This window comes from Clostridium sp. (assembly GCF_036643715.1).
Lineage (GTDB): Bacteria > Bacillota > Clostridia > Clostridiales > Clostridiaceae > Clostridium.
Window position 1 is genome coordinate 1 of record NZ_JAVXRL010000037.1, and the last position, 26,135, is coordinate 26,135.

A 26,135-nucleotide genomic window follows, 5' to 3' on the forward strand; every position below is an offset into this window, starting at 1 on the left:
TAAATATATATTTACCTATTTCTTTCGACTAACTTCTATGTAATTTGACTTTATTATTGTTCTACTAGTACAACCTAAACAACAACTAATTAGAACATTGCAATAAGAAAGTTTTTATAACAATCATACCCCACTACCTCCCATACAAAAAAGAGGGCACCAACACAAAATCGGTACCCTCTTAATAAGTAATTAAATCTAAACTACTATCCCTATGAAAATTGATATAACTAATAGAGATACAATTCCAATAATAAACTTATCCATACTTTCTAATGAAACATCTATATTTCCATATATACAATCCCTAAAATTTTTCTTAGTCTCCTTAGCAACATTCTCTGTAGTATTTTCCAAATTCAAACTGCTTTCATTAATATTTATATTTTCATTACTCATACTACTATCCCCTCTACCTATTTCTTAGCAAGATATTTTCTAACATCAAGTGAAACAGCAACTATTATAATTAATCCTCTTATTATAAATTGCCAGTATGCATTTACACCTATAAAGTTTAATCCATAATTGATAACTTGAAGAAGGACTGTACCTATTAATACACCAGGTATTGTACCAACTCCACCCGTGAATGATACTCCTCCAACTACACAAGCTGATATAGCATCAAGCTCATAGTTGAATCCTGTACTTGTTGTTGTGGATCCTGCTCTTGCAGCTTCTAAGAATCCTGCAACTCCGTATAATATACCTGAAATAATGAATATTATCATAATATTTCTAGCTAAATTAACACCTGATACAGCTGCCGCTTCTGGATTTCCACCAATTGCAAACATGTTCTTTCCAAGTTTTGTTTTGTTCCAAATAAACCACATAATTAAAGCTATAATTGCTAGATAAAAAATTAAATAAGGTATTTCTATTGGACCAAGTTTTAGATTTCCTGTTACAAGCTTTGTATATCTTTCATCTAAGTTAGCTACAGGTTGAGCTCCTAGTGGTGGTCTATCAATGTATAAACATGATGCACCATATGCTATAAGTTGAGTACCTAGCGTTATTATAAAAGCATGAACTTTAAGTTTGGCGACACCAAACCCATTTACGGCTCCAAACAATCCTCCAATTAACATTGCAGCAATTAGTGGCACTATTAATGGTAACGCCTCTAAGTCAGGATACATTCTTGCTACATATGTTGTAGATTGTAAAAGTGATGCTGATACTATAGCTGTAAATCCTAATATACGTCCAGCTGATAAGTCAGTACCTTGAAGTACTATAAGTCCAGCAACTCCAAGTGCTAAAATTCCACGAGTTGATGCTTGGCTTAATATGTTTGTTAAATTTTTAAATGATAAGAATGATGGCTCCTTTATAACAAAGAACACAATCATCATTGCAAGCACTATATATAATGCGTAATTTACTAAAAAAGTCGTTAATTTCTGTTTATTAATTTTTGTATTTTCCATATGTTACACCCCAATTCTAAATATATTTAGCAGCTAATTCCATTATCTTTTCTTGATTAAGGTTCTTCGTATCGTCAATTCCCGCTATTTTACCGTTTGACATTACAAGAATCCTATCGCAAATTCCAAGTAACTCAGGCATTTCAGAAGAAACAACAATTACTCCTTTTTCCTTATTAGCTAAGTCTATAATCAATTGATAAATTTCATACTTTGCTCCAACATCAATTCCTCTAGTTGGCTCATCAAGTAATAATATTTCAGGTTTAGTAAGAAGCCATCTTCCTATAATTACTTTTTGCTGATTACCACCAGATAAATTTTTAATTTGAGCTTTTTGAGATGGGGTTTTAACTCTCATACTTTTAATTACCCACTCAGTATCCTCTACCATTTTTTTATTATCAAGAGCTACATGCTTGCTATAAGAATCTATATTTGCAATTGTCGTATTAAACTTGATATCAAGTCCACCAAAAATCCCTGTTGATCTACGTTCCTCAGTTAATAAAGCAAATCCATTTTTAATTGCACTTCTAGAATCCCTATTATTGATAAGTTTTCCATGAAGCTTTATTTCTCCCTCACTTTGCTTTGCAATACCAAAGATCGTTTCTAAAAGTTCTGTTCTCTTTGATCCTACAAGTCCAGCAACACCAAGAATCTCTCCCTTTCTAAGTTCAAATGAAGCATTCTTAACTGATGGTTGATATGCTCCTGTAAGGTTATTAACTTCCAAAATAACCTCCCCTGGTTTATTGGTTTTTGGAGGGAAACGGTTATTCAGATCACGACCAACCATAAGTTTAATAATTTTATCAGTAGTTAAATTTTTTGCACTAATAGTATCAATCCATTTTCCATCACGCATTATAGTTACATCATCTGATATTTGAAGAATTTCCTCCATCTTATGAGAAATATACACAATTCCACAGCCTCTATCTTTTAGCTTGTTTATAATTTTGAAAAGGTGGTTAACTTCCTCTTGAGTAAGTGATGATGTAGGTTCATCAAGCACTAATATTTTAGCGTTATATGATGCTGCCTTTGCAATTTCAACCATCTGTCTTTCAGAAACAGATAATTTAGACATCTTTATCTTTGGATTTACATCTATCTCTAATTCATCAAAGATTTTTTTAGTCTCTTCGAACATTGTTTTCTGACTTATAATTCCTCTTTTACTCGGATATCTTCCAAGCCATATATTATCCATTACATCTCTTTGTAATACTTGGTTTAATTCTTGATGTACCATAGATACACCATTCTCCATTGCCTGTTTTGGATTTGAGAATTTGCATGCTTTTCCATTAATAAGGATTTCCCCTTCATCTTCTATATAAACTCCAAATAAACATTTCATTAATGTTGATTTTCCAGCTCCGTTTTCACCCATTAGAGCATGTACACTACCAGGCTTTACTTTAAGTTGTACACTATCTAAAGCTTTTACCCCTGGAAAGCTTTTACTTATGTTAGTCATCTCTAATACATATTTTGAATTTTCCATAACTCTTCTTTTCACCACTTTTCTGCTTATTTTTTAAATTGCACCGCATTAATTTAATATATTTAATGCAGTGCAATCATTTATAAATTCAACTATTACTTAATTACTTATTTTTTATTAGTATATTCTTGGTATGGTATACGAACTGCAACGCCTGAATCGTCAAACTTGTAGTCAGTTCCATCGATACCGCTCTTACCATTTGCTAAATTCATACCACATTTGTAAAGTGCTTCTGCCATTGCAGGTGCATCTTGTAATACAGAACCTGTCATAAATCCTTTTGATATAAGATCTTGAGCTGCAGATGTAGCATCAACTCCAACTACAGGAATTGTTTTCTTTTCATCTCCATTGTTATAACCTTGTGCTTGTAATGCAGTAACGGCACCTTGAGCCATTCCATCATTATTTGCTATTACAACTTCAATATCTTTTCCATATCTTGCAAACCAAGCTTCCATAGCATTTTGAGCTAAGCCTTGATCCCAGTTACATACTTGATTAGCTAATTCTTTAGTTTTGATTCCAGCTTCTTCAATAGTAGATACTGAGAATTCAGTTCTTGCTATTGCCTCTGGATTATCTGGCTCACCTTTAAGCATTACATATTGCATTACTCCATCACCATTTTTATCTAATTCCTTATTTGCTTTCCATGCATCAGATAAAATCTTACCTTGTAATACTCCAGCTTCTTTAGCATTTGTTCCAACGAACATTGCCTTATCATAAGCCTTTATTGCATCAGTAGCTGGCTCTCTATTGAATAAAACTACCGGAACTTCAGCATCCTGAACTTTCTTAATAACAGTTGGTGCTGCTCCTGTATCAACTAAATTTACCATTAGAAGATCAGTTTCTTTTTCTAATAAAGTATCGATACTATCATTTTGTGTAGCTTGGTCACCTTTACCATCATAGAAAGTGAATTCAACTTTTCCTTCATTATCCTTCTGTATCTTTTCTAAACTTTGACGAACTGTTGATATATAAGTATCATCGAATTTGTATAAACAAACTCCTATTTTTACAGGCTTACCTGAATCTCCACCCTCTTTTTTGTCTCCTGAACTTCCACATCCAACTAATGCTCCACCTATCATTAATGTTGCCATTGCCATAGCTAGTACCTTTTTAACTTTTATCATCTTATTCCCTCCATACAATTAAAATTTTTAATAAATTAATTTTGATTACGTTTTCATTATAGAAATATTTTCCTGTTTTCTCCATACAAAATTCTTCACATTTATATCGAAATTCTACTGTCTTTTAAAAATATATTTTTATAGAAAGCGTTTTCTATTTTTCTATTAAATCGACAAAATAAACCCTTTACACGCTTATAGTAATCGGTTACTATAAAAGTATAATAATATATATTTTATGGAAATTATGAGGGGGTATCTTTATGACAAATCAAAATATTATTAATTCATTAAAAAGTGACTTTATTGAAATTTTTGGAGCATCTCCAGACAACGGATTCTTTTCTCCTGGACGTGTTAACTTAATTGGAGAGCATACTGATTATAATGGTGGAAACGTATTTCCTTGTGCATTATCTTTTGGTACTTATGGAATTGTAAAGAAAAGAGATGACAATAAAGTTCGTCTTTACTCATTAAACTTTAAAGAACTATCTACTATAGAATTCTCTTTGGATAATCTTGTTTATGATAAAAAGGATGATTGGACAAACTATCCTAAAGGCGTTATGAAAATGTTTGAAAATCATGGCTACAATATAACTCATGGTTTTGATATTTTAATTTTTGGTAACATTCCAAATGGAGCTGGTTTATCATCTTCTGCTTCTCTTGAAGTTTTAACTGGTGTAATTTTAAATGATACATTTAACTTTAATATTGACATGATTGAAATAGTTAAAATGTCTCAAGAAGCAGAAAATAAATTCATTGGTGTAAACTGCGGAATAATGGATCAATTTGCAGTTGGTATGGGAAAAGAAAACAATGCAATACTTTTAAATTGCGACTCACTAGAATATAAATATAATGAAATAAATATGGACGGATATAAAATTGTAATAGCTAATACTAATAAAAAACGTGGACTTGCTGATTCAAAATATAACGAAAGAAGAAGCCAGTGTGAAAGTGCTTTAGAAAATTTAAAAGAACATGTTAATATATCAAACCTTTGTCAGCTTAATACTGAAAAGTTTAATGAATTATCAAAATTCATTGTTGATGAAACAAATAAAAAGAGAGCTAAGCATGCAATATATGAAAATGAAAGAACTCTTAACGCTGTTGAAGCTTTAAAAAATAACGACTTAGAATTGTTTGGTAACCTTATGATCGCATCTCATAATTCTTTAAGAGATGACTATGAAGTTACTGGGATTGAACTTGATACTTTAGTTGATGTAGCACTTAAACAAAATGGTGTCATTGGATCTCGTATGACTGGCGCTGGCTTTGGTGGATGTACTGTTAGTATTGTAAAAGAAGATTTCGTTGAAGCATTCACTTCTAACGTTAGAGATTTATACTACGAAGTTATAGGATATGAGCCAAGCTTCTATATTGCAAATATTTCAGATGGCGCAAAGAAAATTTTTTAAGGAGGTATTTAAATGTCTATTTTAGTATGTGGTGGTGCAGGTTATATTGGATCTCACACTGTTCATGAGCTTATGAAAGAAACTGAGGATATTATTATTGTTGATAATCTACAAACTGGTCATAGAGCTGCAGTTAATAAGGATGCTAAGTTTTATGAAGGTGATATTAGAGATAAAGATTTCTTAAATAAAGTATTCTCTGAAAATAATATTGATTCTGTAATTCACTTTGCTGCTAATTCTTTAGTTGGTGAAAGTATGCTAAATCCTATAATTTATTTTGATAATAATGTATATGGAATGCAAGTATTACTTCAAACAATGGTGAAACATGATGTGAAAAATATAGTCTTCTCCTCTACTGCTGCTGTATACGGAGAACCTAAAGAAGTACCTATAACTGAGGATTCCGAAACTAATCCAACAAATCCTTATGGCGAATCTAAGCTTATGATGGAAAAGATGATGAAGTGGTTTAATCTAGCTTACGGTATAAATTATGTATCTCTTAGATACTTTAATGTAGCTGGTGCTTTAGAAGATGGTACTTTAGGTGAAGATCATTTAACTGAAACTCATTTAATTCCACTTGTTCTCAGAGTTCCACTTAATAAGCGCAAATCAATTAGTGTTTATGGGGATGATTATGAAACACAAGATGGAACTTGTATTAGAGATTATATTCATGTAATTGACTTAGCAGATGCCCATATAAAAGCTTTAAATTACTTAAAGTCTGGTAATGAAAGTACAATATTTAATTTAGGAAATGGAACAGGATTTTCTGTAAAAGAAATTATAGAAGCATCAAAAGTTGTTACTAATTTTAATATACCAGTAGTTATTGATTCTAGACGTGCTGGAGATCCAGCTTCACTTATTGCATCTAGTTTAAAAGCTAAAAAATTACTTAAGTGGACACCTAAATATACAAATATTGAAAATATAATTAAAACTGCTTGGAATTGGCATAAAAGTCATCCTAATGGTTTCGAAGATTAATACTTTTAAGGAGGAACATTTATGATAAATCATGAGATAAATAGACTTATAAATTTCGCACTTAATAAATGTCTTATAACAGAATTAGATGCTATATATTCAACAAATATGCTTTTAGGAACTCTTAATCTATCTGAATTTCATAAAGAAGATATAGAGGAAGATCTTGTAGAACCTTCTTCTATCCTTAATAATATTTTAGATTATGCAGTTTCTGAAAATATTATAGAAAATACTATAACTCAAAGAGATTTGTTTGATACAAAGATTATGAATTGTGTTATGCCAAGACCTTCTGAAGTTATAAGTAATTTTAATGAAAAATATTCTGTTTCTAAAAAAGATGCAACTGATTATTACTATAACCTTAGTATAGCTTCTAATTATATTAGAAAAGATAGAATTGATAAAAATATAGTGTGGAAAACTTCTACTGAATATGGTGATTTAGATATAACTATAAATCTTTCAAAACCTGAAAAAGATCCTAAAGATATTATTAAATCTAAGTCTTTAAAATCCACTTCTTATCCTAAGTGTCTTTTATGTAAGGAGAACGAAGGTTTTTATGGCAACTTAAATCATCCAGCAAGGGAGACTCACAGAATAATTCCATTAACACTTAATAAAGCCTCTTGGTTTTTACAATACTCTCCTTATACTTATTATAATGAGCATTGTATTGTTTTAAATGGTGAGCATTCTCCAATGAAAATTTCAAAAGATACTTTTAAAAATTTATTGGATTTTGTTGATATAATTCCACATTATTTTGCTGGTTCTAATGCTGATTTGCCTATAGTTGGAGGATCAATTTTATCTCATGATCATTATCAAGGTGGTAATTATACTTTTGCTATGGATAAAGCTCCCATTGAAAAAACTTTTCCTATTAAATCTTTCGAAGACATTACTGTTGGACGTGTTAAATGGCCTATGTCAGTTATAAGAGTTTCCGGATCTTCTAAAGATAGAGTTATTGATTTGTGTGATCATATATTAACGGAATGGAGAAATTATAGTGATCCAACTGTTGATATTTTGAGTTTTTCTAATTCAGAACCACATAATACTATAACTCCAATTGCAAGATTTAGAAATAATAATTATGAGGTTGATTTAGTTTTAAGAAATAATAGAACTACGGATGAGTATCCCCTTGGAATATTCCATCCTCACAATGAAGTTCATCATATAAAGAAAGAAAATATAGGTCTAATCGAAGTTATGGGGCTTGCAGTTTTACCTGCTAGATTAAAAGATGAACTTCAATTGATTAAGGAAAATCTTTTAAGTAATGTTAGTGATATTTCTAGTAATGAAACTATAAGTAAACATGCCGATTGGTATTGCTATTTAAAAAATAAATATAGTACGTTTACTGATAATTCTATTGATGATATATTAAGAGATGAAGTAGGTCTTAAATTTTCAGAAGTTTTATCTCACTCTGGTGTATTTAAACGTAATATCACAGGAGAGAATGCTTTTGATAAGTTTATAAATTTATTATAAGGTGGATTATTAATATGAAAATAACTATAGTAGATGTTGCTAGAAAAGCTGAAGTGTCAGTGGCTACTGTATCTAGAGTAATGAATGGCAACTATCCAGTAAAAGCTGAAACAAAAGCTAGAGTTCTAGCTGCAATAAAAGAACTAAATTTCATTCCTAGTATGCAGGCTAAGGAGTTTACTAAGCAAAAAAGCACTACTATAGGTGTTGTTGTTCCAAGTATAAATAATATGTTCTTCACAGACGTTGTGAATTCTATTGAAAATTATTTAAAAACACGTGGATACTCTATGATTCTATGTTGCGCTAATAATGATAAAGATGAGGAAATTCATTCTGTTCAAAATTTAATTTCTAGAAATGTTTCTGGAATTATAATTGTAGGTCCGAGCACTGAAAATGTTAAGTCAGAATTTTATAGTAATATATCTATGAAAATACCACTTACTTTTGTAAATGGCTCCAATAATGTTCAAAATATTTCTTCTGTTTCTAATGATGAAGCTTGTGGTGCATTACTTTCTCTTAATTATTTATTAGAAAATAATCATAAAAATATTTTATTTGTTAGAGGTGAGAATAGCTATTCTTATGATATTAAGGAAGAAGCTTATATTGAATTTATGAAATCAATAGATAATTTTTCTTTATCTAACATTGTTAATATTGGTAAGGGAAATCATACTGATACTGTAGATAACACAACGGAAGTTTTAATTGATATTTTATCATCCCGAAAGGATATAACTGCTGTCTTTGCTTGCAATGATCTTATGGCACTTGGTGTAATTAATGCTTGCAAGAAATTGAACTTAAATGTTCCTAAAGATTTATCTGTAATTGGATATGATAACATCTTATTAAGTAGATTAATTGAACCGAAACTTACTACAGTTGATCAAAATATGGCTTTGCTTGGTAGTAATGCTTCTATGCTTTTACTTGAGAAAATTAAGTGCAATAATGAGTTTAGTAAGCGTATAATTTTGAATAATCATATAATCAAACGTGAAACTGTTTGTAAACTGTAATTTGTATATAAAAAAGAGTTATGTTAGAGAATCTTTTCTTTTTGCATAACTCTTTTTCTTTAATTATTGTTATTTTCTTAGAAAAAATCATCTTATTGCAATGTTATACTTGTTTGTTGGTAGTTTAAACCTCACTATTTTTGTCTATAATCTAATGAGGTGAATATATATGAATAATCATAAACAATGCCCATTTTGCTCAAGTGAAGCTTTTATTAAATATGGCCGTTATAAAAACATCCAACGTTATCAGTGCAAAAGCTGCAAAAAGACATTCTCTGACTGTACAAATTCTGTATGGTACAATTCTAAAAAGCCTTCAGATACCTGGTATAACTACTGCTTCCTTATGTTTTCTGGAAATAGTATCCGTGCTTGTGCTTCAAAATTACATATTAGCCTTAGTACATCATTTAAATGGAGGCATAAAATATTAAATAAGCTTCCCTACTGCAATGACAAAATTTTTCTTTATAATTATATAGGGCTAAAACATATGAAATTTCGTGAGAGTTTCAAAGGACAGAAAGTTCCACCTGTATCCTTTATAAAAGAACCTCGTAAAAATGTTTTTATTTCTATTACAGTTAATGAAAAATTTATGTCTTCTTCTAAAATAGTATCTAAAGGTATTCTATTTCAGCAGATCTCTTATGATATATTAAAGAAAAAGGTTAAATTCAACTCTAATATTATAGGTTTCTATGATAGATACGCCCCTGCAATTGCACGAAGATTAAATAAAGAATTAAAGCGCTTTAAAGAATGTACTCCTTTAAGAAAAATAAATATAAAAGATCTTTTATATGCTTTCTCTTCACTACTGGCATCGTGGCTTAGTATTTTCAGAGGTGTTGCAACTAAATATTTAGATTCATATTTAGATTGGTTCGTACATGTTTTCGAAGACTCTTTTAAGAATAAAGTTATGACATCTAATATTATTAATGCTATCTTTTGCTCTTAAATTTTTTATAAATTAATTTTTCCCTTCTCTTGTTATTAAAAATATGTACAAGCTTTATTGTATTAATAATTATGTATTTTTTATTCATTTTGCAAATTACATTTTTCTAGTTTTTTATCTATATTATTTATTTTTTCATCATTTTTCTACTTTTTTAAAATTCACATACCAATAATCAAGTGTAACATTGCATTATAGTATTTTTTCACGTCACCCCACCTATATAGTCAATATAAAAAAATGAGCCCTTATCTCTAAGAGCTCATCTAAATAACATATATAACCTAATTATTCTAACACATTAACTGTACTTTCCTCTTTTTCTTTACTAACAACATTTATAATCATTGAGACTACAATTGCAAGTAACGCTGGAATAACCCAAGCAAATCCTTCACCACTAAGTGGTATTACCTTAAATAAGCCATCTAATGCTGTAACATTAAATTGTGCATGTATAACTTCTAATGCTGAAATAACTAATGTTGTGTAAACTGTAACTTTGAAAGTTACCTTACTCTTAACCCCAATAACATTAAATAAAATCAATATTATTTGGATTGGGTAGAAAATCATTAATATTGGAACAGCTAAAGAAATAATACTCTCTATTCCAGTGTTTGATATTACTGCTGACACTATACATATAAATGCTGCAATGAATTCGTATCTTATTTTAAGTAACTTAGAAAAGAAATCTGAAACCATAGCTGTAAGTCCTATTGATGTTGTAAGACATGCAGCCGCAATTGCAACTCCTAATGCTATTTTACCAAAGCTTCCAAGTACTAAATCTGCAATTCCTATAGTTAATGCAGTTTGACTTATGCCAACTTCAAAGTATCCTCCAAGTGCCGCTCCAAGGTATAATAGTCCCCCATAAACAATAACAAATCCTATACTTGACACAATACTTGCCTTCTTTAATAATGCCTTCTTTTCTTCATCTTTTGTATATCCCATTGCTATTATTGATGAAATAACTATTACCGCTGTAATTGGTGCCCCTAAAGCATCCATCGGTTGGTATCCATTTATAAATCCGTAGCTAAAATTGCTTACTGTACTTTCTCTAAACATATGCTCAGTGAAAAATACCCCTTTAACTATAAGTATTCCAAGTATAACTAAAATAATTGGTGTTAAAACTTTTCCAACATAACTAACTATTTTTGTTGGCTTTAAAGTTAATACCAATGTTATCCCGAAAAATATTATTGAAAATATTACTGGGTTTATTGGATTTTCAAAATTAGGTAATATACCCATTTCATATGTGCTTGCCCCTGTTCTTGGTATAGCAACTATAGGTCCTATACATATTAAAATTAGTGCTGTATAAATATTAGTGAACTTTGACCCTATCTTCTCACCAAACTTTTCTAAAGAACCCGCTTTATTAAGTGCTAATATCCCTAAAAGTGGAAGTCCAATTCCTGATAAGAAAAATCCTATAATGGCTAAAAACCATTCGCTTCCTGAATTGAATCCAATTTCCGGTGGAAATATTAGATTGCCGGCTCCAAAGAATATTGCAAATAACGTAAATCCCACTAAAATAAAATCATTTTTTTTCTTCATATTCTTTACCTCCTGTACTACTCTGTAATTTCTTTCTTTACTATAACGATAAAATATTATTCGTTATCCTACATTCCTACTTTACTACTTATATATGTTTGTCCTATTCTATCACATTTGAAAATAATTTGTAAATATTTTTTTAATGTTATTCATTATTTATTTTTACAAATTATAAATTTTTATACAAAAAAAGATACCGTAATTAAGTTTAAACATAACTTTAATTACGGTATCTTATGGATACATCCATAATTTTATGAAAAATTTTTCATTATTTAGATTCACTCTGAGTATTGATCTCATCAATTATATCTTTATTATTGTGAGACTCTCCTTTTGAATCAAATTTCTCGATGGAACCATTAGACTCTTTCTTAGCTGCACACCCATAAAAAGCACCTGCAACTAATGTTCCAATAATCAAAAACATTATTATCTTTTTTTTCTTCATATTCATCTTCTGTTCATCCTCCATTGCCCCTATGAGGTATTATGGATATTAATTATTATATTCATAATATTTAATATCATATTAATTATTATAACAAATAATCCAAAAATTTAACAGAAGAATAATATGTAGTTTTAATATATATTAAGAAAATCTCGCTTTGATTGTCGTATCATTACTTTTCCATAATCTACATTAACCTTATAAAGTTCAATTTCATCATCTGATAGGTCAATGTTAGCATCTTCAGGACTTGAGCCAAAAACATAGTCTTCTAAAACATCAATTAATGCTGTTAATGGAGCATCTTTGTCCGCTTCTATTAATCCGCCTTTTATAGAATCCACATTAATATTTATCATTAAATCTAATGAATCAAAAAATGTTTCACAGTCCATTTTCTTATAATATTTAAGAATAAGATATAAAGAGGTATTTAATTTTGTACAATCATATTTAGGTAATGTTGAAAGTACTTCCTCAGTTAAAACTGTTCCATAATTCAAAGCTCCATCAATTATTTTAACAGCTTCAATACTTCTTACTTCATTATACTTAACCTTATTACAAAGCTCTTCTTTTTCACTTTTATCAATTACTTCATTTTGTATTATTATTGATTTTATCAATTCATTAATTTCAAAATTCATATCTTCCCATCTCCTTTTTTAATTAGTTTATCATATAGAAAAAGGAAAATACTGCTTATATCATTTATTTAATATTTTGCTTATAAATTCATAACATCTTTTATATTTATTTTTTATTTTAAAGTAATTTTCATTATAAAGGATATTTTACATAAAAATATTATATATATTTAATAGGCTATTTATTTTGCTTATTTAAAGGGGGATACATTATGTATAATAGTTATGAAAAATATTCAAAGATAAATTGGATTGCATTTTTATTCGTTAGTTTTATTTTAATAAGAGTAAGCTCTATTTTTTTTGCGCCTCACGAAACTGTTTCTGCTTATGATTCTTTAAATAGTGTAGCTTCAATTAATGAATTAGACGACTGTTTAAAAAATAATATAAAATATTCAGTAGGTGATGAAGCAAAATCAAGAGATGCAAAACTAATCGTTAATAGTGTAACTAAATCTAATGGATTTCTTTTAGATAAGCCAAGTGAAAACTGTGAATTTATAGTTATTAATGTTTCTATAGAGAATGTCGGTAAATCTATAGTTTCCTATAATCCTTTTGACTTTACTTTAACGGGTAAAGATGACATCATTAAAACTTACCGCAAAATAAAGGGTTCTAATTCAAGTGCACTTGCAAACGGAAAATTATCTCCTGGAGAGAAAATTTCAGGTGATATAATATTTGAACAAAAAAAAGATACTTCAGAACTCATACTTGGGTTCACATCGAATATATTTAGTAGTGATACAGCTTTTGTAAAACTTAATTAAAAAATTTAAGGAATATATCATACATGCTTTGCTACCTCTTTGCCATGTATGTATATTCCTTATTTTAGTTATGCTCTATATTTTGAATCTAATTGAGCTACATATCTCTTCTTTGAGCTAAGTGCTATATACCAAAATGCTATTACTGAGAAAATAATTCCAAAAATAATTCCAATTAAACTAAAGTCAAAATTATCAAATACCTTATATAATACTACAATTGGAACAATCCATCCTATTATAGGTATAAAAGTAAGTAGGAAAAACCAACCTGACATATTTGCTAAATTATAAAGCTTAATTGTATTTAATATTGGTATAAACATAAATCCTGGATTTTTCATATCAGCTTTACGAGCCATTACATAAAGTGGATATGCTGAAATTACATAAAGTAATAATCCTATAATCAAAGATGTTGTTGTAAAAAATGTCCCCGCTACCCATGATGCATCAAAATACTCCATAATAAATTACCTCCTATATTTTTTTAAGTCATATATTTAGTTTGTTTGTAATACAACTAATTTATACATTTATCTAAGTTAGTTGTAATACTAAACTTTATTAAATACAGAAAAGAGAATCAGTACATTTAGTCATTTTTGTAAGTATGTTGAGAATATATTAAAATATTCTTTCATCCACTTAAATGGTTAAATCTATTAACTCTCTCTCACTGTGTTTTAATTGGTTTATTTAAATATATATTAAATTTTATTTATATTGTATCCTTATTTTTTGCTATTACTTATGATTTTATTCAATTTATCTATCTTCTCTTTTTGTGCTTTTGATGGAGAATTAACATCTATTTTCTTTATCTCTGCTTCAGCTTCTTTGTACTTTTTATCATTTACTAAGTTTTGAGCTGTTGCTATAAATCCATCTACAGCCTTTGTTTTTGATTTTTGGAAAACTATTTCATTTTTCAAATTTTCTACATTGTCTTTAATACCATAATCAATATAATTTTTAGGTAATTTATCTATTTCCTTTTGTGCTTCATCATATTCTCTATCATTAAAATGATCCACAGCACCTAAATATCCACTTATTATATCAGATAAATTTAATGCTTCTTTATTAGTGCTATCTTGATCTAAAACATTTTGAAGCGCATCTTGTGCTTTATCATAATCACCTTCATTAATATCTGTTTTTGCTTCACCTAATGATTTTGTGACCATTTTATTGTCACATCCAAACAAAGCAAATGAAAAGATTAGGATTGATATAATTGCTAATAACGACTTATTTATTTTCTTCATTTGTTTCACCTCTTAATCTCATAAATTCTATACTTTTATTATATATGTTTTTGAGACTAAAACATGGAATAATCTATCTATTAACACAAAATTTCCACATAAGAAATAGTTATCATTTTCTAGTAATAAAGATATTAATATTAGTTTTTACCATCTTAACCTTATATTAATTTCTATAACAATTTTAATATAATTTTAAGCTTTTAACCAACCATATGTAGAAACTATTATTACTGCTGCAATGCATATTGTTAGTAATGTTTGTGGAAATTTATTTCCTCTATGTTTTCTTTCTGTTCTTCTTACTCTTCTAATATCATCTGTTTTTTCTTCCATTTTATGAAACCATCCTTCTTTATGTATTATATTTTAATTCTATTATCTCTCATAAATATATCTATTTTGATAATAAATTGTAAATATTACTTCATAAAAATAGACAAAGCCTATTACGTTAAATAAACTTTGTCTATAATACTTTTTCTATCTTTCCAATCTAGCATAACAGAACTTAAAACGTTATAAAACTTCCTGCTATGGTTTGGCTCCACTAAATGAGCTAATTCATGTGCTATAACAAATTCTATACATTCATATGGTGTTTTTATAAGTTCACTATTTAAAGTTACCCTTTTTTTAATTGGCATGCATGAGCCCCATCTACTTTTCATTTTTCTAACTTTAATTTCTACAAATGGAATATTATAATTTGCAAATAATTTATGTACCTCATTATACGCCTTAGTAAAAATTTCAACACATCTACTGCTGTACCATTTATTTATAGCCTTTTCCTTCTCTTCATCATTATTTATATCTTTAATAGGTATATAAATAATATCTTCAAAAATTTTATAATCACAAGCTTTGCTTTTCTTTGTTATAAACTCAACATTATAAATTTTACCTAAATATTTTATATGATTTTTATCATTTTTAATATGTTCTTCTACTAATTGTTCTCTTATATTTTTAAATTTATCTAAATGCTTCTTTATAAATACTAGTTTACTATTTATGAAATTAATAATCCGTTCTTCACTAATTCTATCATTTGCTGTAACTATAACTTCACCACTATTTTTTATTCTTAGATTTATGTTTTTAACTTTTTTCCTTATAAGAATAATTTTAATTTGTTCTCCATTATAGTTAATAATTATTTCCTTCATTTATTTCTCCTAAATTAATTTTTACTGTGGAACCTAACCATGTCAACTACAATTACGAATACTATCATAACTTTAAGTTATACCTATATTATACTATGTTAAGTAAATGTTATCTATATTCCCCAAGGTTTATACCTTGGGGAATTAACTTATAATCTATGCAAGCTTACTCTTAAGATACTTCTTATCATCTATTATATCCAAGCTAGTTGCTTCTAAAAACACTTCTAAATTGCTGTAATTACATCTCTTATTAGCATTTAGGAAGAACTGTATAAAATTATTTTGATTATCTCTTATAAACTTCTCTTAATTCAAAAGTATCTAAATCAAAATAATGTTCATTAAAACATTCTAGTAAATAAGTCATATACTTATTAAAGTTTGATTTATCTCCCCTTTTATTAAAAGTATAATTAATTATTATATCTTTTGGGCATTTCCTAGTATCCCTCTTCTTAATAATTAAGCATACAACCTTATCTTTAAAGTCATCACTTAATAAATAAAAATCTTCTAAATATTTGCTATACTTATATTCTTTAAATTCACCTTCTAGTATATCCCTCTTACTTATTATCGCATTTATTGTATCCTTTAATTGACCATAAGTTTCTATACTATTATTTTTATAAACCTTTTCTATTAGTTTTTCTTTAATAGAATTATCTAAAACTTCTATATCATTTAAAAAACTTCTAATAATAGTTACTATTAGTTTTTCAGTTACAAATATTTTATCATCTTCTAATAAGAACTGTTTAATATTTTCATTATACTTATACTCATCTTTATAAAGTAATATTTTATCTTCATACTTAACTAGTTTTTCTACATTTTTAATAAAAATAGTATCATTAATATACTTAATATCATCTTTTCCAAATATCAATGTCATTCCACCATTTAATATTAATCCTTGCTGAATTTTAACTAAATTTAATACGTCATCAAGTGTAGTTTTTCTATCTTTATTATCTTCCATAGCTTCTTCTACAATTAATATTTTAGAGCTTATTTCATCATATTTAATTTTATTCTCATCCATATATTTTTTTAGTACTGTTCTTACTCCTTCATTCTTAAAAAGATATCCAGAGCGCTCCTCTTTAGTAAATATTTCCTTAATCCTAACCTTATCACAAATTTCGCCATATTCTCTATCACAGATTTTAAACCTCTCAAATATACATCTTTTTTCTATGTCATCTTTGTATTTAAAATACTCATTTACACATTCTAAAATGAATTTTAACTCTCTGTCCTTCTCTTTAACTGCTAGTATAACCTGCTTTACGTATTCTTTGCTATTTAAGAACTTTTTAGATAGTTTGTTTAGTATTATTTTCTTAATTTTATCGTTATTTCTCCCTATAGATACTATTTCTAAAAATTTATTATCATCTTCAAAAAATGCTTTTAATGCAAGTTCTTTGCTTAAATAACTTTGCCAACCGTTATTTAAGAATTCATTTATAATAAATTCTTTATTATAAGAATTCTCTAATAATCCATAATTCTTTTCTCTAAAGTCCATTGGAAGATCTTTTCTTTTTATAAGAATCTTATACATATCTTTTTGTTCTTTATTTGATAACCCATTGAATACTGATATTATTCCTTTATTGTAATTATCATAGCTTATATTTGCTGAGTTTATTACAAGTGCTTTTATTGCATTAATGCTTTCACTTGATTTTGTAATTAAATCATTTCTTTTTTCTTTTGCAAGTAAGCTTTTTTCTTGCATTTCCCCATATTTTTCTATAGTTATCTTTAATAACTCATAACTTCTATTTCTTAAAATTCCTTTGTTTATACTCATTAATATTTCGTACTCATAATCTCTATCTTTAAATAATTCAACTAGTGAAAGTCCATTTCTTATTAGAAAAGCATATAAGAAAGCCTCATCTCTTCCATTTTTCTTTATTATATTTTTAAATATATTTCCACTATCTCCAAAGGCAATATTTTTAAAATAATATTTAATATATTCCATATACTTATTTTCATTGCTAACTTTAATATAATAATTTATTATTCTCTCTAAAATCTGCCCCTGCTTTGGAAGTTCTAAAGTTCCCTTTACATTATTTAAATAGTTTTCAAGTACTACTATTTTATTTTGGTTATCATAACCTGCTGAATTTAATATTTTAAATATATAAGCACTATAAATAATTTTGCTATAATTAGATAAATATTTTATTACATCTTGATGGTTTGAATATAAATAATCTCTAGTTTTCTCCTTACCACTTAGTAATTCATCTTCAAATAAATCAATAAATGCCTTTCTTATATAAAGACTTTTCTTGTAATATTCTTCTGAATAATCAATAAGTTCTTTGAAGTCGATTAAAATATTTTTCTTATAAGCTTTAACTAAAAGATTCCTATCCTTTATTGTTATCCCATACTTTAAAAAATCAATGTCTTTTTTCCTAAGTTCTCTTAATACTTTAACTAAGGATTTAACATCGTTGTTTCTCTTATAAAAATCAAATATTATTTTAATGAGGTTATCATCATACTTAACATTGTCACAGTCTAAAATAGTATTTATAAGCTTATCAAAATAACTTTTATGAGATGTATTATTATATGCCTCAATAAACTCATCTTTGAATTCTTTATCTATTATTCTAAGCTTTATTTTTGGCTTAATTAAAATTCTATTTAACTCCTTATCTCTTGACCTTGAAACTCTTAAAAAATCAATTACTTCACTTGTATTTTTAGTTACTATACCTTTCTTATACATTTCTTTAATAGGATCAATAAATGCTTTTATTAATATAGCTCTTTCTTTTATTAGCTTTTCACAGAACAATGCAGTTTTTATATTTTTACTATCAACCTCAATACATCTTTTTACTATTCTCATATAACTTCTTATTGATAAGTCAAAATCTAATATTTTTCTTCCTCTATCTGTAACTTCTAATATGTCATCAACATTTTTTAAATTTTCTATCCTTTTTACTAATACTTCTTCGCTTTTTCCTAAATATAATTCTTCTAAAATTGATATAACTGGTCTTACTGTTCTTGAATCTTCACATTCTACATAAAAAGAAAATTCTCTAAGGTCAAAGTCTGTATATATTAAAAGATTTTCTTTGAAACTAAATTCTCTTGGCAGATTTTTAGGGATATCAATTCTAATATTAATTTTATTTTCACTTATATTGTTTTCTATATCATACTTTATAAACTCCTTATGCCTAACAAATATCGTCTTTATGTTATAAAGAGTTCCTTCACTTTCATACCTAATTTCAAATTTCTTATGAAGTCCAACTGTCCTTTTATACTTTATATTTATATCTTTTAAAGATGTTGTCTCTTTATAATCCAAATCTCTTTTTGAGAAACAATTATTGTCTACAGAATATATTGAATAATTCTCTCCAAGTAAACTTCTCAACTTCCCTCCCTCCTTTAATCATTAAGCCTTGATCTAATAGCTTCCTCTAAATCTTTATTAGAAAATATCATCTTTATTTCTATCTTTCTTTGATCTCTTGCATTCTCTATATCGACCTTTGTATACTCTTCTCTATCTCTATCCTTCTTATCTTTATTAGTTTCAAATTCAGACATTCCAGATGATTTAAACTTTCCACCATAACTATTTTCAAGCTTACTATCTTTTGGTACCATAGCATTTAAAAAGCTCATAGCTCTCTCTGTTGATAATTTTCTATTTGAAATAGTGTCTCCTGCATAATCAGTATGTCCAACAACTTCAATATATTCAATTTCATCTCTTATTTCTTCTTCACTTAATAATGCATAAAATATATTATTAAGCTGACTTGCAAGTTCTTTTCCATCTCCTTTAAGCACCCACTTGTCTGTATCAAAAAATGTTTCTGTACTAACTACAATTTTTCCTTCATTCCTATCAAAATGCATAATATTTTCATCAACATTATTAGCATCTAAATTACTTTGAATTGCGTTATATATCTTCTCTCGCTTTTCTGAAATATTATCAACAAACTGTGATGATACAGCCATTGATATAAGCATAATAAAGAAGAATATTAAAGTTGCAGCAGTCATTATATCAACAAAGGAAGGCCAGTAAGAAGCACCCTCTTCTCTAGTTCTATATCTTCTACTTCTAAGTTTCATATAAAACTTCCCCCTTACTCTTCATCAGCTGCAATAATTAACTCATTTGTTGCACGTACAAGCTCGCCAACAGTTCTTGTATTATAGCTTAAGCTTTCTGTTGCTTCTTCTATTCCTTTAAGTGATGAATTAAGTTTACTTGCCATCTCTTCTGATATATTATTAAGTTCTTCTTTTAAAACTTTTAATATAACCTCTCCAATACCCTCTCTTAAACTTTCAACATTTGATACAAAGTCATTTATTCCATCTTCAAATCCTTCGTATCCTTCTTTCAAACTTTTAACTTGTTCTGATACTCTATTATTACTTTCTTTAATTACAACCTCTATGCTTTCTGAGCTTCTTATAAGCTCTTTATATCCAATTTCCAATCCTTCTCTATATCCTCTAACTTCATCATTCATAAGCTTTATAGATTCTTTTTGACTGTCAATACTGCTATCTAAATTGTTTAATACATCTGATAATATATCAATTTTATCTGAAAGCTTATTTACTGATGTATTCATTACAAATTCTAACTTCTCAGTTGTAATTTCAAATTCATCAATTGCACCTTTAAAGCTGTCTATTGGTTCTTTAAAGTTATCTACTGACTTATTTAATGATCCTATTACAAGCTGTAAATCTTTAGTATAATCTGCAAGTACTTTTGCTGACTCTGTCATATCTAATGTGTTTTTATTTATATTTGATACAAGCTCATCTATTCCTTCTTTAAACAGAGACCTCATATCTTTTGCTAAATTAATCATAGATGTTGAAATTGTATCATTAAATCTTTCAAACTGAGTTGTAAAACTAAATGCATATTCACTATATAAAAGATTATCTAAATAATCTTCAAAATCATCATAAAATGCTTCCTTTTCTCTCTTTGCTTCTTGTATTATTACATTTAATACTATTGATGTTATTACACCAAATATACTAGTCCAAAACGCACTTGCCATACCTTGAAGTGGAAGTACCATATTTTTAAGGAATATGTCCATAGTCTTAACCCCTGATTCTAGCACTCCATTTGCTCCATGAATTGCAAGAGTAAGTCCTAAAAATGTACCAAGAAGTCCTAGTGCTATTGCAAGTGATGGAAGTAAATTTAATATTCTTTCATTTACTGATACACTCTTTCTAACGTGCTTTGCAATTAGTACCTCTGTATTTATATTTTCTGTTCCTTTGCTGGCACTTTTTTTAAATTCTATTACTGCATCTTTAAGTGATTTATCATCAAATTCTTTTTCTCCACTTTCGCCATTTATTATATCTCCATTTTGGAATTCATATATTAGGTCGCTATACCCCTTTTTTAGTTTAATACTCATAAATATTCCGTACCCTAAAATACCAACTATAATTGCTATAACAATAAAACCTAACATACCTTGACCTGTAAATGAACCAAATAGTTCTAAAATACCGCTCAAATTCTACCCCTCCTAAAATTTTTTATATTACTGTATTATTATTATTTATTGTTGTAAATTATTCTTTTTTAACACTTTATTAATTAATATATAATAAGCATCCTAAATTCTTATTATTTAAAATTAAAATAAGAGCACTATCTTGTCCACATTTAGCTTAGCTACTTGTTATGAACATTATAGTGCTCTTACACTTTCTTATTCTTTTTTACTCTTTTTATGCTTACCATTTATACAATCCTTTATCAAATCTAAAATAAGAGGTTTTGTTTTAACATATATGAATTCATCATATTCCTTATTTAAAACTTTAATTTTAAGCATACGTAAAACACCATCCTAAAAAATATATCCACATTATTATTTTACGTATGAACTTTTAATTTGACTCTTTATTTTGTCATAAATATCATTATTATTTACTGTTTCTTTCTTTTTCCCTCTTTTTAGAACATTCATAATAGTTGTCCTTATTAGCAAGTTATCATTTTTCTCTATATCGATAACATTTTCGTTATCAACTGCAACTAAATTATTATATTTTACCCCAAGATTTATTTTCATTTTTGCCATACTATCTAATCATTCCCTTCATTAAATTCAAGCTCTTCATTCAGTCTTTCAAGCTCCTTTTCAAGTAAATAAGTCTTTATTGAATCTTCTCCAAATAACATCAGTGAAAATACTATATTCCCAAGTGAGCTTAAGCTTTCATCGCTATTATTAAAATTAAGTATTATAACAACATTTGTATCAATTAACTTCATTGATACAGGTATAAAAATATATTCCTCATACTGAACTATTCTCTCATTTGAAATATCATCAAAAATATTACTTTTTGAAAGAGCAGTTGCATCAATATCATCAATTATAGTTTTTAATCCTTCTATATTTCTTCTATATTCAATTCTTACATTTACACAAACTCCAGTATTCTCAAACAAATAATATATTATTCCTTTGTAAAATTCAAAAAATATATTTATATCAACTTCACTTCTAATAGTTATATCACTAAAAGTACTACTTACTATCTCATCTAAATTTTGATACATATTCACATTATTCTCATACACAATATTTAAAGTATCAGTTATATAAGTAAGCCCTGATACTATGTCTTTTTCAAATTCAACCTCCAAATTATTTTTACTTATACTAAGTTTTTTAACACTATTAGTCAATATTGTTATTATAACTAAGTTCAATATTATAAATATTCCAAAGTAAAGAATAAATGCAAATGTACTCTTTGGTATAAAGCTCGGACTTTTCTCTATTGATTCTATTATATAATCCTCATTTGTATTGTAATAATAAAGAAATACTGCAAAGTCTGCACTTACAAAAATATATTTTGCTCTTAAAATATAGTAAGTTCGCTTCTTCAAGTAGTCATAAAAAACAAAATAAATAATTGAAATAATTGAAAAAACAATAAAAACCATTGTTATTATTTCTGTACCACTACTTATATATATTCCATTTCTAAAGAATATGCTACAATTGCAACCAATTAGAAATACTATTATATTAACTACTATAAATACTATTAATGATCTTTTTCTTCTAATTAAAAAATCTAGAAAGGTTCTCGTTTTATTATTCATAATCCTCTCACCCTAACTGTTTTTCTATTCACTATATTTTTATTAATTAGAGTACTAATATAGACCAAAAATAAAAAAGCCCACAGAGGTTTATAACTGTGAACTTGAAACTTCTATTAAGTTTATATTTTAATTTTAAAGTTATGCTGTAACAGACTTTCTCTTCTCGCAAACTTTATCAGGGATTTCATCAATATTATTTTCTTCATCATCATTATTCTCTAATGAGTTATTGTTATATTCATAAATAACACTTATAAGTTTACCACTTATAGTTACTGCAAATATTGAGAATATGATTTGATGAAATTCTAAGTATACTAATGACATAACAAGTACTATTGCATCTGTTAAGAAGTATACGTGATTGACTTTAAGTTTTGAGAATTTCGCTCCTACTAATGCTATAACATCATCTCCACCAGATGCTCCCCCTCCACGAAGGACCATTCCAACTCCAACCCCAACAAATATCCCTGCAAATATACTTGCAAGTAGCATGTGGTTTGTTAGATCCGGCACTATAAATCCAATTCCTTCAAAAATACTATATGAAATTGAAAAGGAAATTGTTGCAAATATAGAACACACTAAGAATCTTTTACCAAAAAATCTTGCACCTAGTGCAAATAAGGTAAAATCTATTAGGACATTTGTTATTGATGGTGAAATATCAAAAACATTTTTAAATAAAAGCAATAATCCTAAAACTCCTCCTTCTGTTACTCCATTTTGATAATTAAAGTTGTAACTTCCAAAGGCTAATATACCTGAGCCGACTATTATAAGAAGTGCGCTTCTCAGGTTCTTTCTCGACGATACCAAAATATCACTCTCCTAAATCTTTATAAAACCCTTTCTTTTATTATAATATTTTTGATATTTTCTATCAAACAGCCTATTCATTCAAATTTCTGATTATTCCATCACTAATCAAAATGCCCTCTCTACTCCTCATTTAATATCAAATCTCCTCAAGTCTCATATGATTTCCTCTGAACTCACTATAGACCAAAGTAAAAATAGAGAGTTTAAAAGTATTTACTTTTAAACTCTCTATTTACACTTATTTTCTTCCGTTTACCGTAAACACATTAATTTCAGACTCATTTCCAGCCTTATCTATAACAGTAACTCCGTAAGTATAAGTTTTACTTGTGTCTATATTAGTATCAATATATTCATCACCTTTTTCTTTACCAAATCTAGCAATTATATTACTTGAATTTTCTTTATCTATTTGTTTATGCTTACCTTCAACTCTATATATTTGATAAAATCTAGTATCAGTATTTTTATCATTCCATCTTAAAGTTATCTTTTCTCTATTGTTTTTACCATTTAAACCTTTTACAGATGACGTTTTTACCTGATCTAGCCATGGTTTAGCTGGCGTCTTTGAACTATTTATATAATATTCTTTTATCTTTTCAACAGTTTTTCTATTAACTTCATTTCTATCAACAGATACAGTATTTTCACTGTTAACATTATAAAAATTAAATCTTGTATCTATTGCACTATACTTATTAAAACTTTTTTCTTTATTTAAAACAGCAATTTTATTGTAAGAGAAGAATGCACTTCCTTTTACATTACTATACTTTTGGTTGAATCTTAACTGACTTGGTATTTCATCTGTATTATTAAAGTCTATTGCTGAATTCTCTATAATCTTATAATTTGGATGTCCCACATATAGCTGTGATTTCTCTATTCCATCAAACTGTTCATTCCACCAGTCTACTAATTCTGCATAAGGTGCAGCTGGTTGATTAAATTGCCAATATATTTGAGGTATCAAATAATCTACAGTTTCGTCTTTAACCCATTTTTTAGTATTTACATAATCATTAATACTAGCTGTTGAAGTAGTTGGTGTATGAGAACCCCCTTCTATTTCCTCTGCGTGTCCCCATATTCCAAAAGGACTGATTCCAAATTGAACACTATTCTTTGATTCCTTATTCTTTAATGTTATAAGTTCTTTAACCTCTAAGACAAGTCTATTTATATTATCTTCTCTCCATTTATGAATATCATCAAAACCTCTATTATAATTTTCAAATGTTTCAAAATCTGCATCACTTTCTCTCATAGACATTGTTGTATTTACTGTATCAACTATAGGTTTACCATTACCATCATATCCTAGTACCTTTTTGAAGCTTGTCTTATACGGATAAAAATAATCATCAAAATGTACTGCGTCTATATCATAATTATCCAATACCTCGCTAACTGTATCTAAAATATGCTGAAGAACTTCTGGTCTGCCTGGATCTAAATATAATTTATTTGCAAATTCATAAACTAGTTCTGGATTCTTTTTAGCAAAATTCATATTATCTAATCCATTTAACTTATCTTCTTTTTTCCTATAATCAGTAGTTGTGTTTGTAACTCTATATGGATTAAACCAGGCATGCAATTCTAATCCTTCCTTATGTGCTATTTCAGTAGCAATTTTTAATGGATCAAAACTTAGACTTCCACCTTGTGTACCATCAATATACTCTGAAGATGGATTTATTGATGAATTATACCATGCATCTAACATTGGTCTTACTTGAAATATAACAGCATTTAACCCCATTTCTTTAGATGTATTTACAACCTTAGTAAATTGATCTCTAAATTCTTTTTCACTTGATACTCTAGGAAAGTCTATATTAAATACAGTTGAAACCCATGTAGCTCTAAAGTCTTCCTTTATATCTTTAAACTGTGTTGGTACTGTTACTTGTTTTTCATGTAATAAAATTGGGTCATTAGTTCCATATTTATAAAGTGGTGCTTCTTCTATATTTTTAGCAAATACATGTAAGCTAGGTACTAATAAAGTTGTAGTTATTATTGTTGAAATTAATACTATTTTCTTTCTAATCATAATATCCCCCCAAAATCATTTACTAAAATTTAAAAAAGGAGATGCTTAAAAATTATAACTATCAAAATTCATAATAAAATTTATGG

General features: G+C 27.7%; 25 protein-coding genes and 1 pseudogene. 7 read left to right on the forward strand and 19 right to left on the reverse strand.

Features of this window, described 5'->3' with window-relative positions:
• Positions 1 to 198: 198 nt before the first annotated feature.
• The 4 genes from RSF37_RS10755 to RSF37_RS10770 all read right to left on the reverse strand — a co-directional run bounded on the left by RSF37_RS10755 (position 199) and on the right by RSF37_RS10770 (position 4,106).
• Positions 199 to 399, reverse strand: a complete 201-nt coding sequence (locus RSF37_RS10755; protein WP_332564398.1) for a hypothetical protein — start codon at positions 397 to 399, stop codon at positions 199 to 201.
• A 17-nt stretch (positions 400 to 416) separates the two neighbouring features.
• A complete protein-coding gene (mglC, locus tag RSF37_RS10760; RefSeq protein WP_332564399.1) occupies positions 417 to 1,439 on the reverse strand; it encodes a galactose/methyl galactoside ABC transporter permease MglC in 1,023 nt (340 codons plus the stop codon).
• 16 nt (positions 1,440 to 1,455) lie between these two features.
• Positions 1,456 to 2,955 carry a galactose/methyl galactoside ABC transporter ATP-binding protein MglA gene (gene mglA / locus RSF37_RS10765; protein ID WP_332564400.1) on the reverse strand — a complete coding sequence of 500 codons (1,500 nt, stop codon included), beginning with the start codon at positions 2,953 to 2,955 and terminating at the stop codon, positions 1,456 to 1,458.
• A gap of 107 nt (positions 2,956 to 3,062) precedes the next feature.
• Positions 3,063 to 4,106: a galactose ABC transporter substrate-binding protein gene (locus RSF37_RS10770; RefSeq protein WP_332564401.1), complete on the reverse strand. Its 1,044-nt coding sequence runs from the start codon at positions 4,104 to 4,106 to the stop codon at positions 3,063 to 3,065.
• A gap of 263 nt (positions 4,107 to 4,369) precedes the next feature.
• Between RSF37_RS10770 and RSF37_RS10775 the strand changes: the two genes are divergently transcribed.
• From RSF37_RS10775 to RSF37_RS10795, 6 genes and pseudogenes are all read left to right on the forward strand, one after another.
• The gene (locus RSF37_RS10775; protein ID WP_332564402.1) at positions 4,370 to 5,548 is read left to right on the forward strand and encodes a galactokinase; all 1,179 of its coding nucleotides are present in this window, start codon (positions 4,370 to 4,372) and stop codon (positions 5,546 to 5,548) included.
• A 12-nt stretch (positions 5,549 to 5,560) separates the two neighbouring features.
• Positions 5,561 to 6,550 carry a UDP-glucose 4-epimerase GalE gene (galE, locus tag RSF37_RS10780; protein ID WP_332564403.1) on the forward strand — a complete coding sequence of 330 codons (990 nt, stop codon included), beginning with the start codon at positions 5,561 to 5,563 and terminating at the stop codon, positions 6,548 to 6,550.
• A 21-nt stretch (positions 6,551 to 6,571) separates the two neighbouring features.
• Positions 6,572 to 8,065, forward strand: a complete 1,494-nt coding sequence (gene galT / locus RSF37_RS10785; protein WP_332564404.1) for a UDP-glucose--hexose-1-phosphate uridylyltransferase — start codon at positions 6,572 to 6,574, stop codon at positions 8,063 to 8,065.
• 14 nt (positions 8,066 to 8,079) lie between these two features.
• Positions 8,080 to 9,096, forward strand: coding sequence for a LacI family DNA-binding transcriptional regulator (locus tag RSF37_RS10790; protein ID WP_332564405.1), 1,017 nt, complete (start codon positions 8,080 to 8,082; stop codon positions 9,094 to 9,096).
• Positions 9,097 to 9,265: 169 nt separating this feature from the next.
• Positions 9,266 to 9,367, forward strand: a pseudogene (locus RSF37_RS14795) (transposase-like zinc-binding domain-containing protein); the annotation flags it as partial.
• Positions 9,368 to 9,592: 225 nt separating this feature from the next.
• Positions 9,593 to 10,063 carry a hypothetical protein gene (locus RSF37_RS10795; RefSeq protein WP_332564406.1) on the forward strand — a complete coding sequence of 157 codons (471 nt, stop codon included), beginning with the start codon at positions 9,593 to 9,595 and terminating at the stop codon, positions 10,061 to 10,063.
• Between the two features lie 288 nt (positions 10,064 to 10,351).
• Here the strand turns inward: RSF37_RS10795 and brnQ are convergent, their stop codons facing one another.
• The 3 genes from brnQ to RSF37_RS10810 all read right to left on the reverse strand — a co-directional run bounded on the left by brnQ (position 10,352) and on the right by RSF37_RS10810 (position 12,748).
• Complete coding sequence (brnQ, locus tag RSF37_RS10800) at positions 10,352 to 11,644, reverse strand: branched-chain amino acid transport system II carrier protein (RefSeq protein ID WP_332564407.1); 1,293 nt, start codon at positions 11,642 to 11,644, stop codon at positions 10,352 to 10,354.
• A 274-nt stretch (positions 11,645 to 11,918) separates the two neighbouring features.
• Positions 11,919 to 12,104 carry a hypothetical protein gene (locus RSF37_RS10805; RefSeq protein ID WP_332564408.1) on the reverse strand — a complete coding sequence of 62 codons (186 nt, stop codon included), beginning with the start codon at positions 12,102 to 12,104 and terminating at the stop codon, positions 11,919 to 11,921.
• A gap of 128 nt (positions 12,105 to 12,232) precedes the next feature.
• Positions 12,233 to 12,748, reverse strand: a complete 516-nt coding sequence (locus tag RSF37_RS10810) for a hypothetical protein (RefSeq protein ID WP_332564409.1) — start codon at positions 12,746 to 12,748, stop codon at positions 12,233 to 12,235.
• Positions 12,749 to 12,960: 212 nt separating this feature from the next.
• On the opposite strand from RSF37_RS10810, the gene RSF37_RS10815 reads away from it, so the two are divergent.
• On the forward strand, positions 12,961 to 13,524 hold the full coding sequence (locus RSF37_RS10815) for a DUF4352 domain-containing protein (RefSeq protein WP_332564410.1): 564 nt from the start codon (positions 12,961 to 12,963) through the stop codon (positions 13,522 to 13,524).
• A 68-nt stretch (positions 13,525 to 13,592) separates the two neighbouring features.
• Here the strand turns inward: RSF37_RS10815 and RSF37_RS10820 are convergent, their stop codons facing one another.
• The 12 genes from RSF37_RS10820 to RSF37_RS10875 all read right to left on the reverse strand — a co-directional run bounded on the left by RSF37_RS10820 (position 13,593) and on the right by RSF37_RS10875 (position 26,049).
• On the reverse strand, positions 13,593 to 13,991 hold the full coding sequence (locus tag RSF37_RS10820; RefSeq protein WP_332564411.1) for a DUF5684 domain-containing protein: 399 nt from the start codon (positions 13,989 to 13,991) through the stop codon (positions 13,593 to 13,595).
• 267 nt (positions 13,992 to 14,258) lie between these two features.
• A complete protein-coding gene (locus RSF37_RS10825) occupies positions 14,259 to 14,795 on the reverse strand; it encodes a tetratricopeptide repeat protein (RefSeq protein ID WP_332564412.1) in 537 nt (178 codons plus the stop codon).
• A gap of 195 nt (positions 14,796 to 14,990) precedes the next feature.
• Entirely contained in the window at positions 14,991 to 15,131 is a 141-nt protein-coding gene (locus RSF37_RS10830) for a hypothetical protein (RefSeq protein WP_332564413.1), read from the reverse strand.
• Between the two features lie 113 nt (positions 15,132 to 15,244).
• Positions 15,245 to 15,967: a M48 family metallopeptidase gene (locus RSF37_RS10835; protein ID WP_332564414.1), complete on the reverse strand. Its 723-nt coding sequence runs from the start codon at positions 15,965 to 15,967 to the stop codon at positions 15,245 to 15,247.
• 289 nt (positions 15,968 to 16,256) lie between these two features.
• The gene (locus RSF37_RS10840; RefSeq protein WP_332564415.1) at positions 16,257 to 19,400 is read right to left on the reverse strand and encodes a hypothetical protein; all 3,144 of its coding nucleotides are present in this window, start codon (positions 19,398 to 19,400) and stop codon (positions 16,257 to 16,259) included.
• A gap of 14 nt (positions 19,401 to 19,414) precedes the next feature.
• Entirely contained in the window at positions 19,415 to 20,113 is a 699-nt protein-coding gene (locus RSF37_RS10845) for a hypothetical protein (protein ID WP_332564416.1), read from the reverse strand.
• Positions 20,114 to 20,127: 14 nt separating this feature from the next.
• The gene (locus RSF37_RS10850; RefSeq protein WP_332564417.1) at positions 20,128 to 21,546 is read right to left on the reverse strand and encodes a hypothetical protein; all 1,419 of its coding nucleotides are present in this window, start codon (positions 21,544 to 21,546) and stop codon (positions 20,128 to 20,130) included.
• A gap of 198 nt (positions 21,547 to 21,744) precedes the next feature.
• The gene (locus RSF37_RS10855) at positions 21,745 to 21,870 is read right to left on the reverse strand and encodes a hypothetical protein (protein WP_332564418.1); all 126 of its coding nucleotides are present in this window, start codon (positions 21,868 to 21,870) and stop codon (positions 21,745 to 21,747) included.
• Positions 21,871 to 21,906: 36 nt separating this feature from the next.
• Positions 21,907 to 22,119 (reverse strand): hypothetical protein, encoded by a 213-nt coding sequence (locus RSF37_RS10860; RefSeq protein ID WP_332564419.1) that lies wholly within the window; start codon positions 22,117 to 22,119, stop codon positions 21,907 to 21,909.
• Between the two features lie 5 nt (positions 22,120 to 22,124).
• Positions 22,125 to 23,159: a hypothetical protein gene (locus tag RSF37_RS10865; RefSeq protein ID WP_332564420.1), complete on the reverse strand. Its 1,035-nt coding sequence runs from the start codon at positions 23,157 to 23,159 to the stop codon at positions 22,125 to 22,127.
• Positions 23,160 to 23,300: 141 nt separating this feature from the next.
• Positions 23,301 to 23,984 (reverse strand): YitT family protein, encoded by a 684-nt coding sequence (locus RSF37_RS10870; protein WP_332564421.1) that lies wholly within the window; start codon positions 23,982 to 23,984, stop codon positions 23,301 to 23,303.
• 241 nt (positions 23,985 to 24,225) lie between these two features.
• Positions 24,226 to 26,049 carry a glycoside hydrolase family 10 protein gene (locus RSF37_RS10875; protein WP_332564422.1) on the reverse strand — a complete coding sequence of 608 codons (1,824 nt, stop codon included), beginning with the start codon at positions 26,047 to 26,049 and terminating at the stop codon, positions 24,226 to 24,228.
• Positions 26,050 to 26,135: the final 86 nt, after the last annotated feature.

Excerpts from the sequence above, each read along its gene's own strand:
- RSF37_RS10860 (WP_332564419.1), bottom strand. The coding sequence starts at position 22,119 with ATGGCAAAAATGAAAATAAATCTTGGGGTAAAATATAATAATTTAGTT.
- RSF37_RS10775 (WP_332564402.1), top strand. The coding sequence starts at position 4,370 with ATGACAAATCAAAATATTATTAATTCATTAAAAAGTGACTTTATTGAA.
- RSF37_RS10795 (WP_332564406.1), top strand. The coding sequence starts at position 9,593 with ATGAAATTTCGTGAGAGTTTCAAAGGACAGAAAGTTCCACCTGTATCC.
- RSF37_RS10770 (WP_332564401.1), bottom strand. The coding sequence starts at position 4,106 with ATGATAAAAGTTAAAAAGGTACTAGCTATGGCAATGGCAACATTAATG.
- RSF37_RS10790 (WP_332564405.1), top strand. The coding sequence starts at position 8,080 with ATGAAAATAACTATAGTAGATGTTGCTAGAAAAGCTGAAGTGTCAGTG.
- RSF37_RS10805 (WP_332564408.1), bottom strand. The coding sequence starts at position 12,104 with ATGAATATGAAGAAAAAAAAGATAATAATGTTTTTGATTATTGGAACA.
- RSF37_RS10875 (WP_332564422.1), bottom strand. The coding sequence starts at position 26,049 with ATGATTAGAAAGAAAATAGTATTAATTTCAACAATAATAACTACAACT.
- RSF37_RS10820 (WP_332564411.1), bottom strand. The coding sequence starts at position 13,991 with ATGGAGTATTTTGATGCATCATGGGTAGCGGGGACATTTTTTACAACA.
- RSF37_RS10855 (WP_332564418.1), bottom strand. The coding sequence starts at position 21,870 with ATGCTTAAAATTAAAGTTTTAAATAAGGAATATGATGAATTCATATAT.
- mglC (WP_332564399.1), bottom strand. The coding sequence starts at position 1,439 with ATGGAAAATACAAAAATTAATAAACAGAAATTAACGACTTTTTTAGTA.
- galE (WP_332564403.1), top strand. The coding sequence starts at position 5,561 with ATGTCTATTTTAGTATGTGGTGGTGCAGGTTATATTGGATCTCACACT.
- RSF37_RS10815 (WP_332564410.1), top strand. The coding sequence starts at position 12,961 with ATGTATAATAGTTATGAAAAATATTCAAAGATAAATTGGATTGCATTT.
- mglA (WP_332564400.1), bottom strand. The coding sequence starts at position 2,955 with ATGGAAAATTCAAAATATGTATTAGAGATGACTAACATAAGTAAAAGC.
- RSF37_RS10835 (WP_332564414.1), bottom strand. The coding sequence starts at position 15,967 with ATGAAGGAAATAATTATTAACTATAATGGAGAACAAATTAAAATTATT.
- RSF37_RS10825 (WP_332564412.1), bottom strand. The coding sequence starts at position 14,795 with ATGAAGAAAATAAATAAGTCGTTATTAGCAATTATATCAATCCTAATC.
- RSF37_RS10845 (WP_332564416.1), bottom strand. The coding sequence starts at position 20,113 with ATGAAACTTAGAAGTAGAAGATATAGAACTAGAGAAGAGGGTGCTTCT.
- brnQ (WP_332564407.1), bottom strand. The coding sequence starts at position 11,644 with ATGAAGAAAAAAAATGATTTTATTTTAGTGGGATTTACGTTATTTGCA.
- RSF37_RS10810 (WP_332564409.1), bottom strand. The coding sequence starts at position 12,748 with ATGAATTTTGAAATTAATGAATTGATAAAATCAATAATAATACAAAAT.
- RSF37_RS10865 (WP_332564420.1), bottom strand. The coding sequence starts at position 23,159 with ATGAATAATAAAACGAGAACCTTTCTAGATTTTTTAATTAGAAGAAAA.
- RSF37_RS10755 (WP_332564398.1), bottom strand. The coding sequence starts at position 399 with ATGAGTAATGAAAATATAAATATTAATGAAAGCAGTTTGAATTTGGAA.
- galT (WP_332564404.1), top strand. The coding sequence starts at position 6,572 with ATGATAAATCATGAGATAAATAGACTTATAAATTTCGCACTTAATAAA.
- RSF37_RS10830 (WP_332564413.1), bottom strand. The coding sequence starts at position 15,131 with ATGGAAGAAAAAACAGATGATATTAGAAGAGTAAGAAGAACAGAAAGA.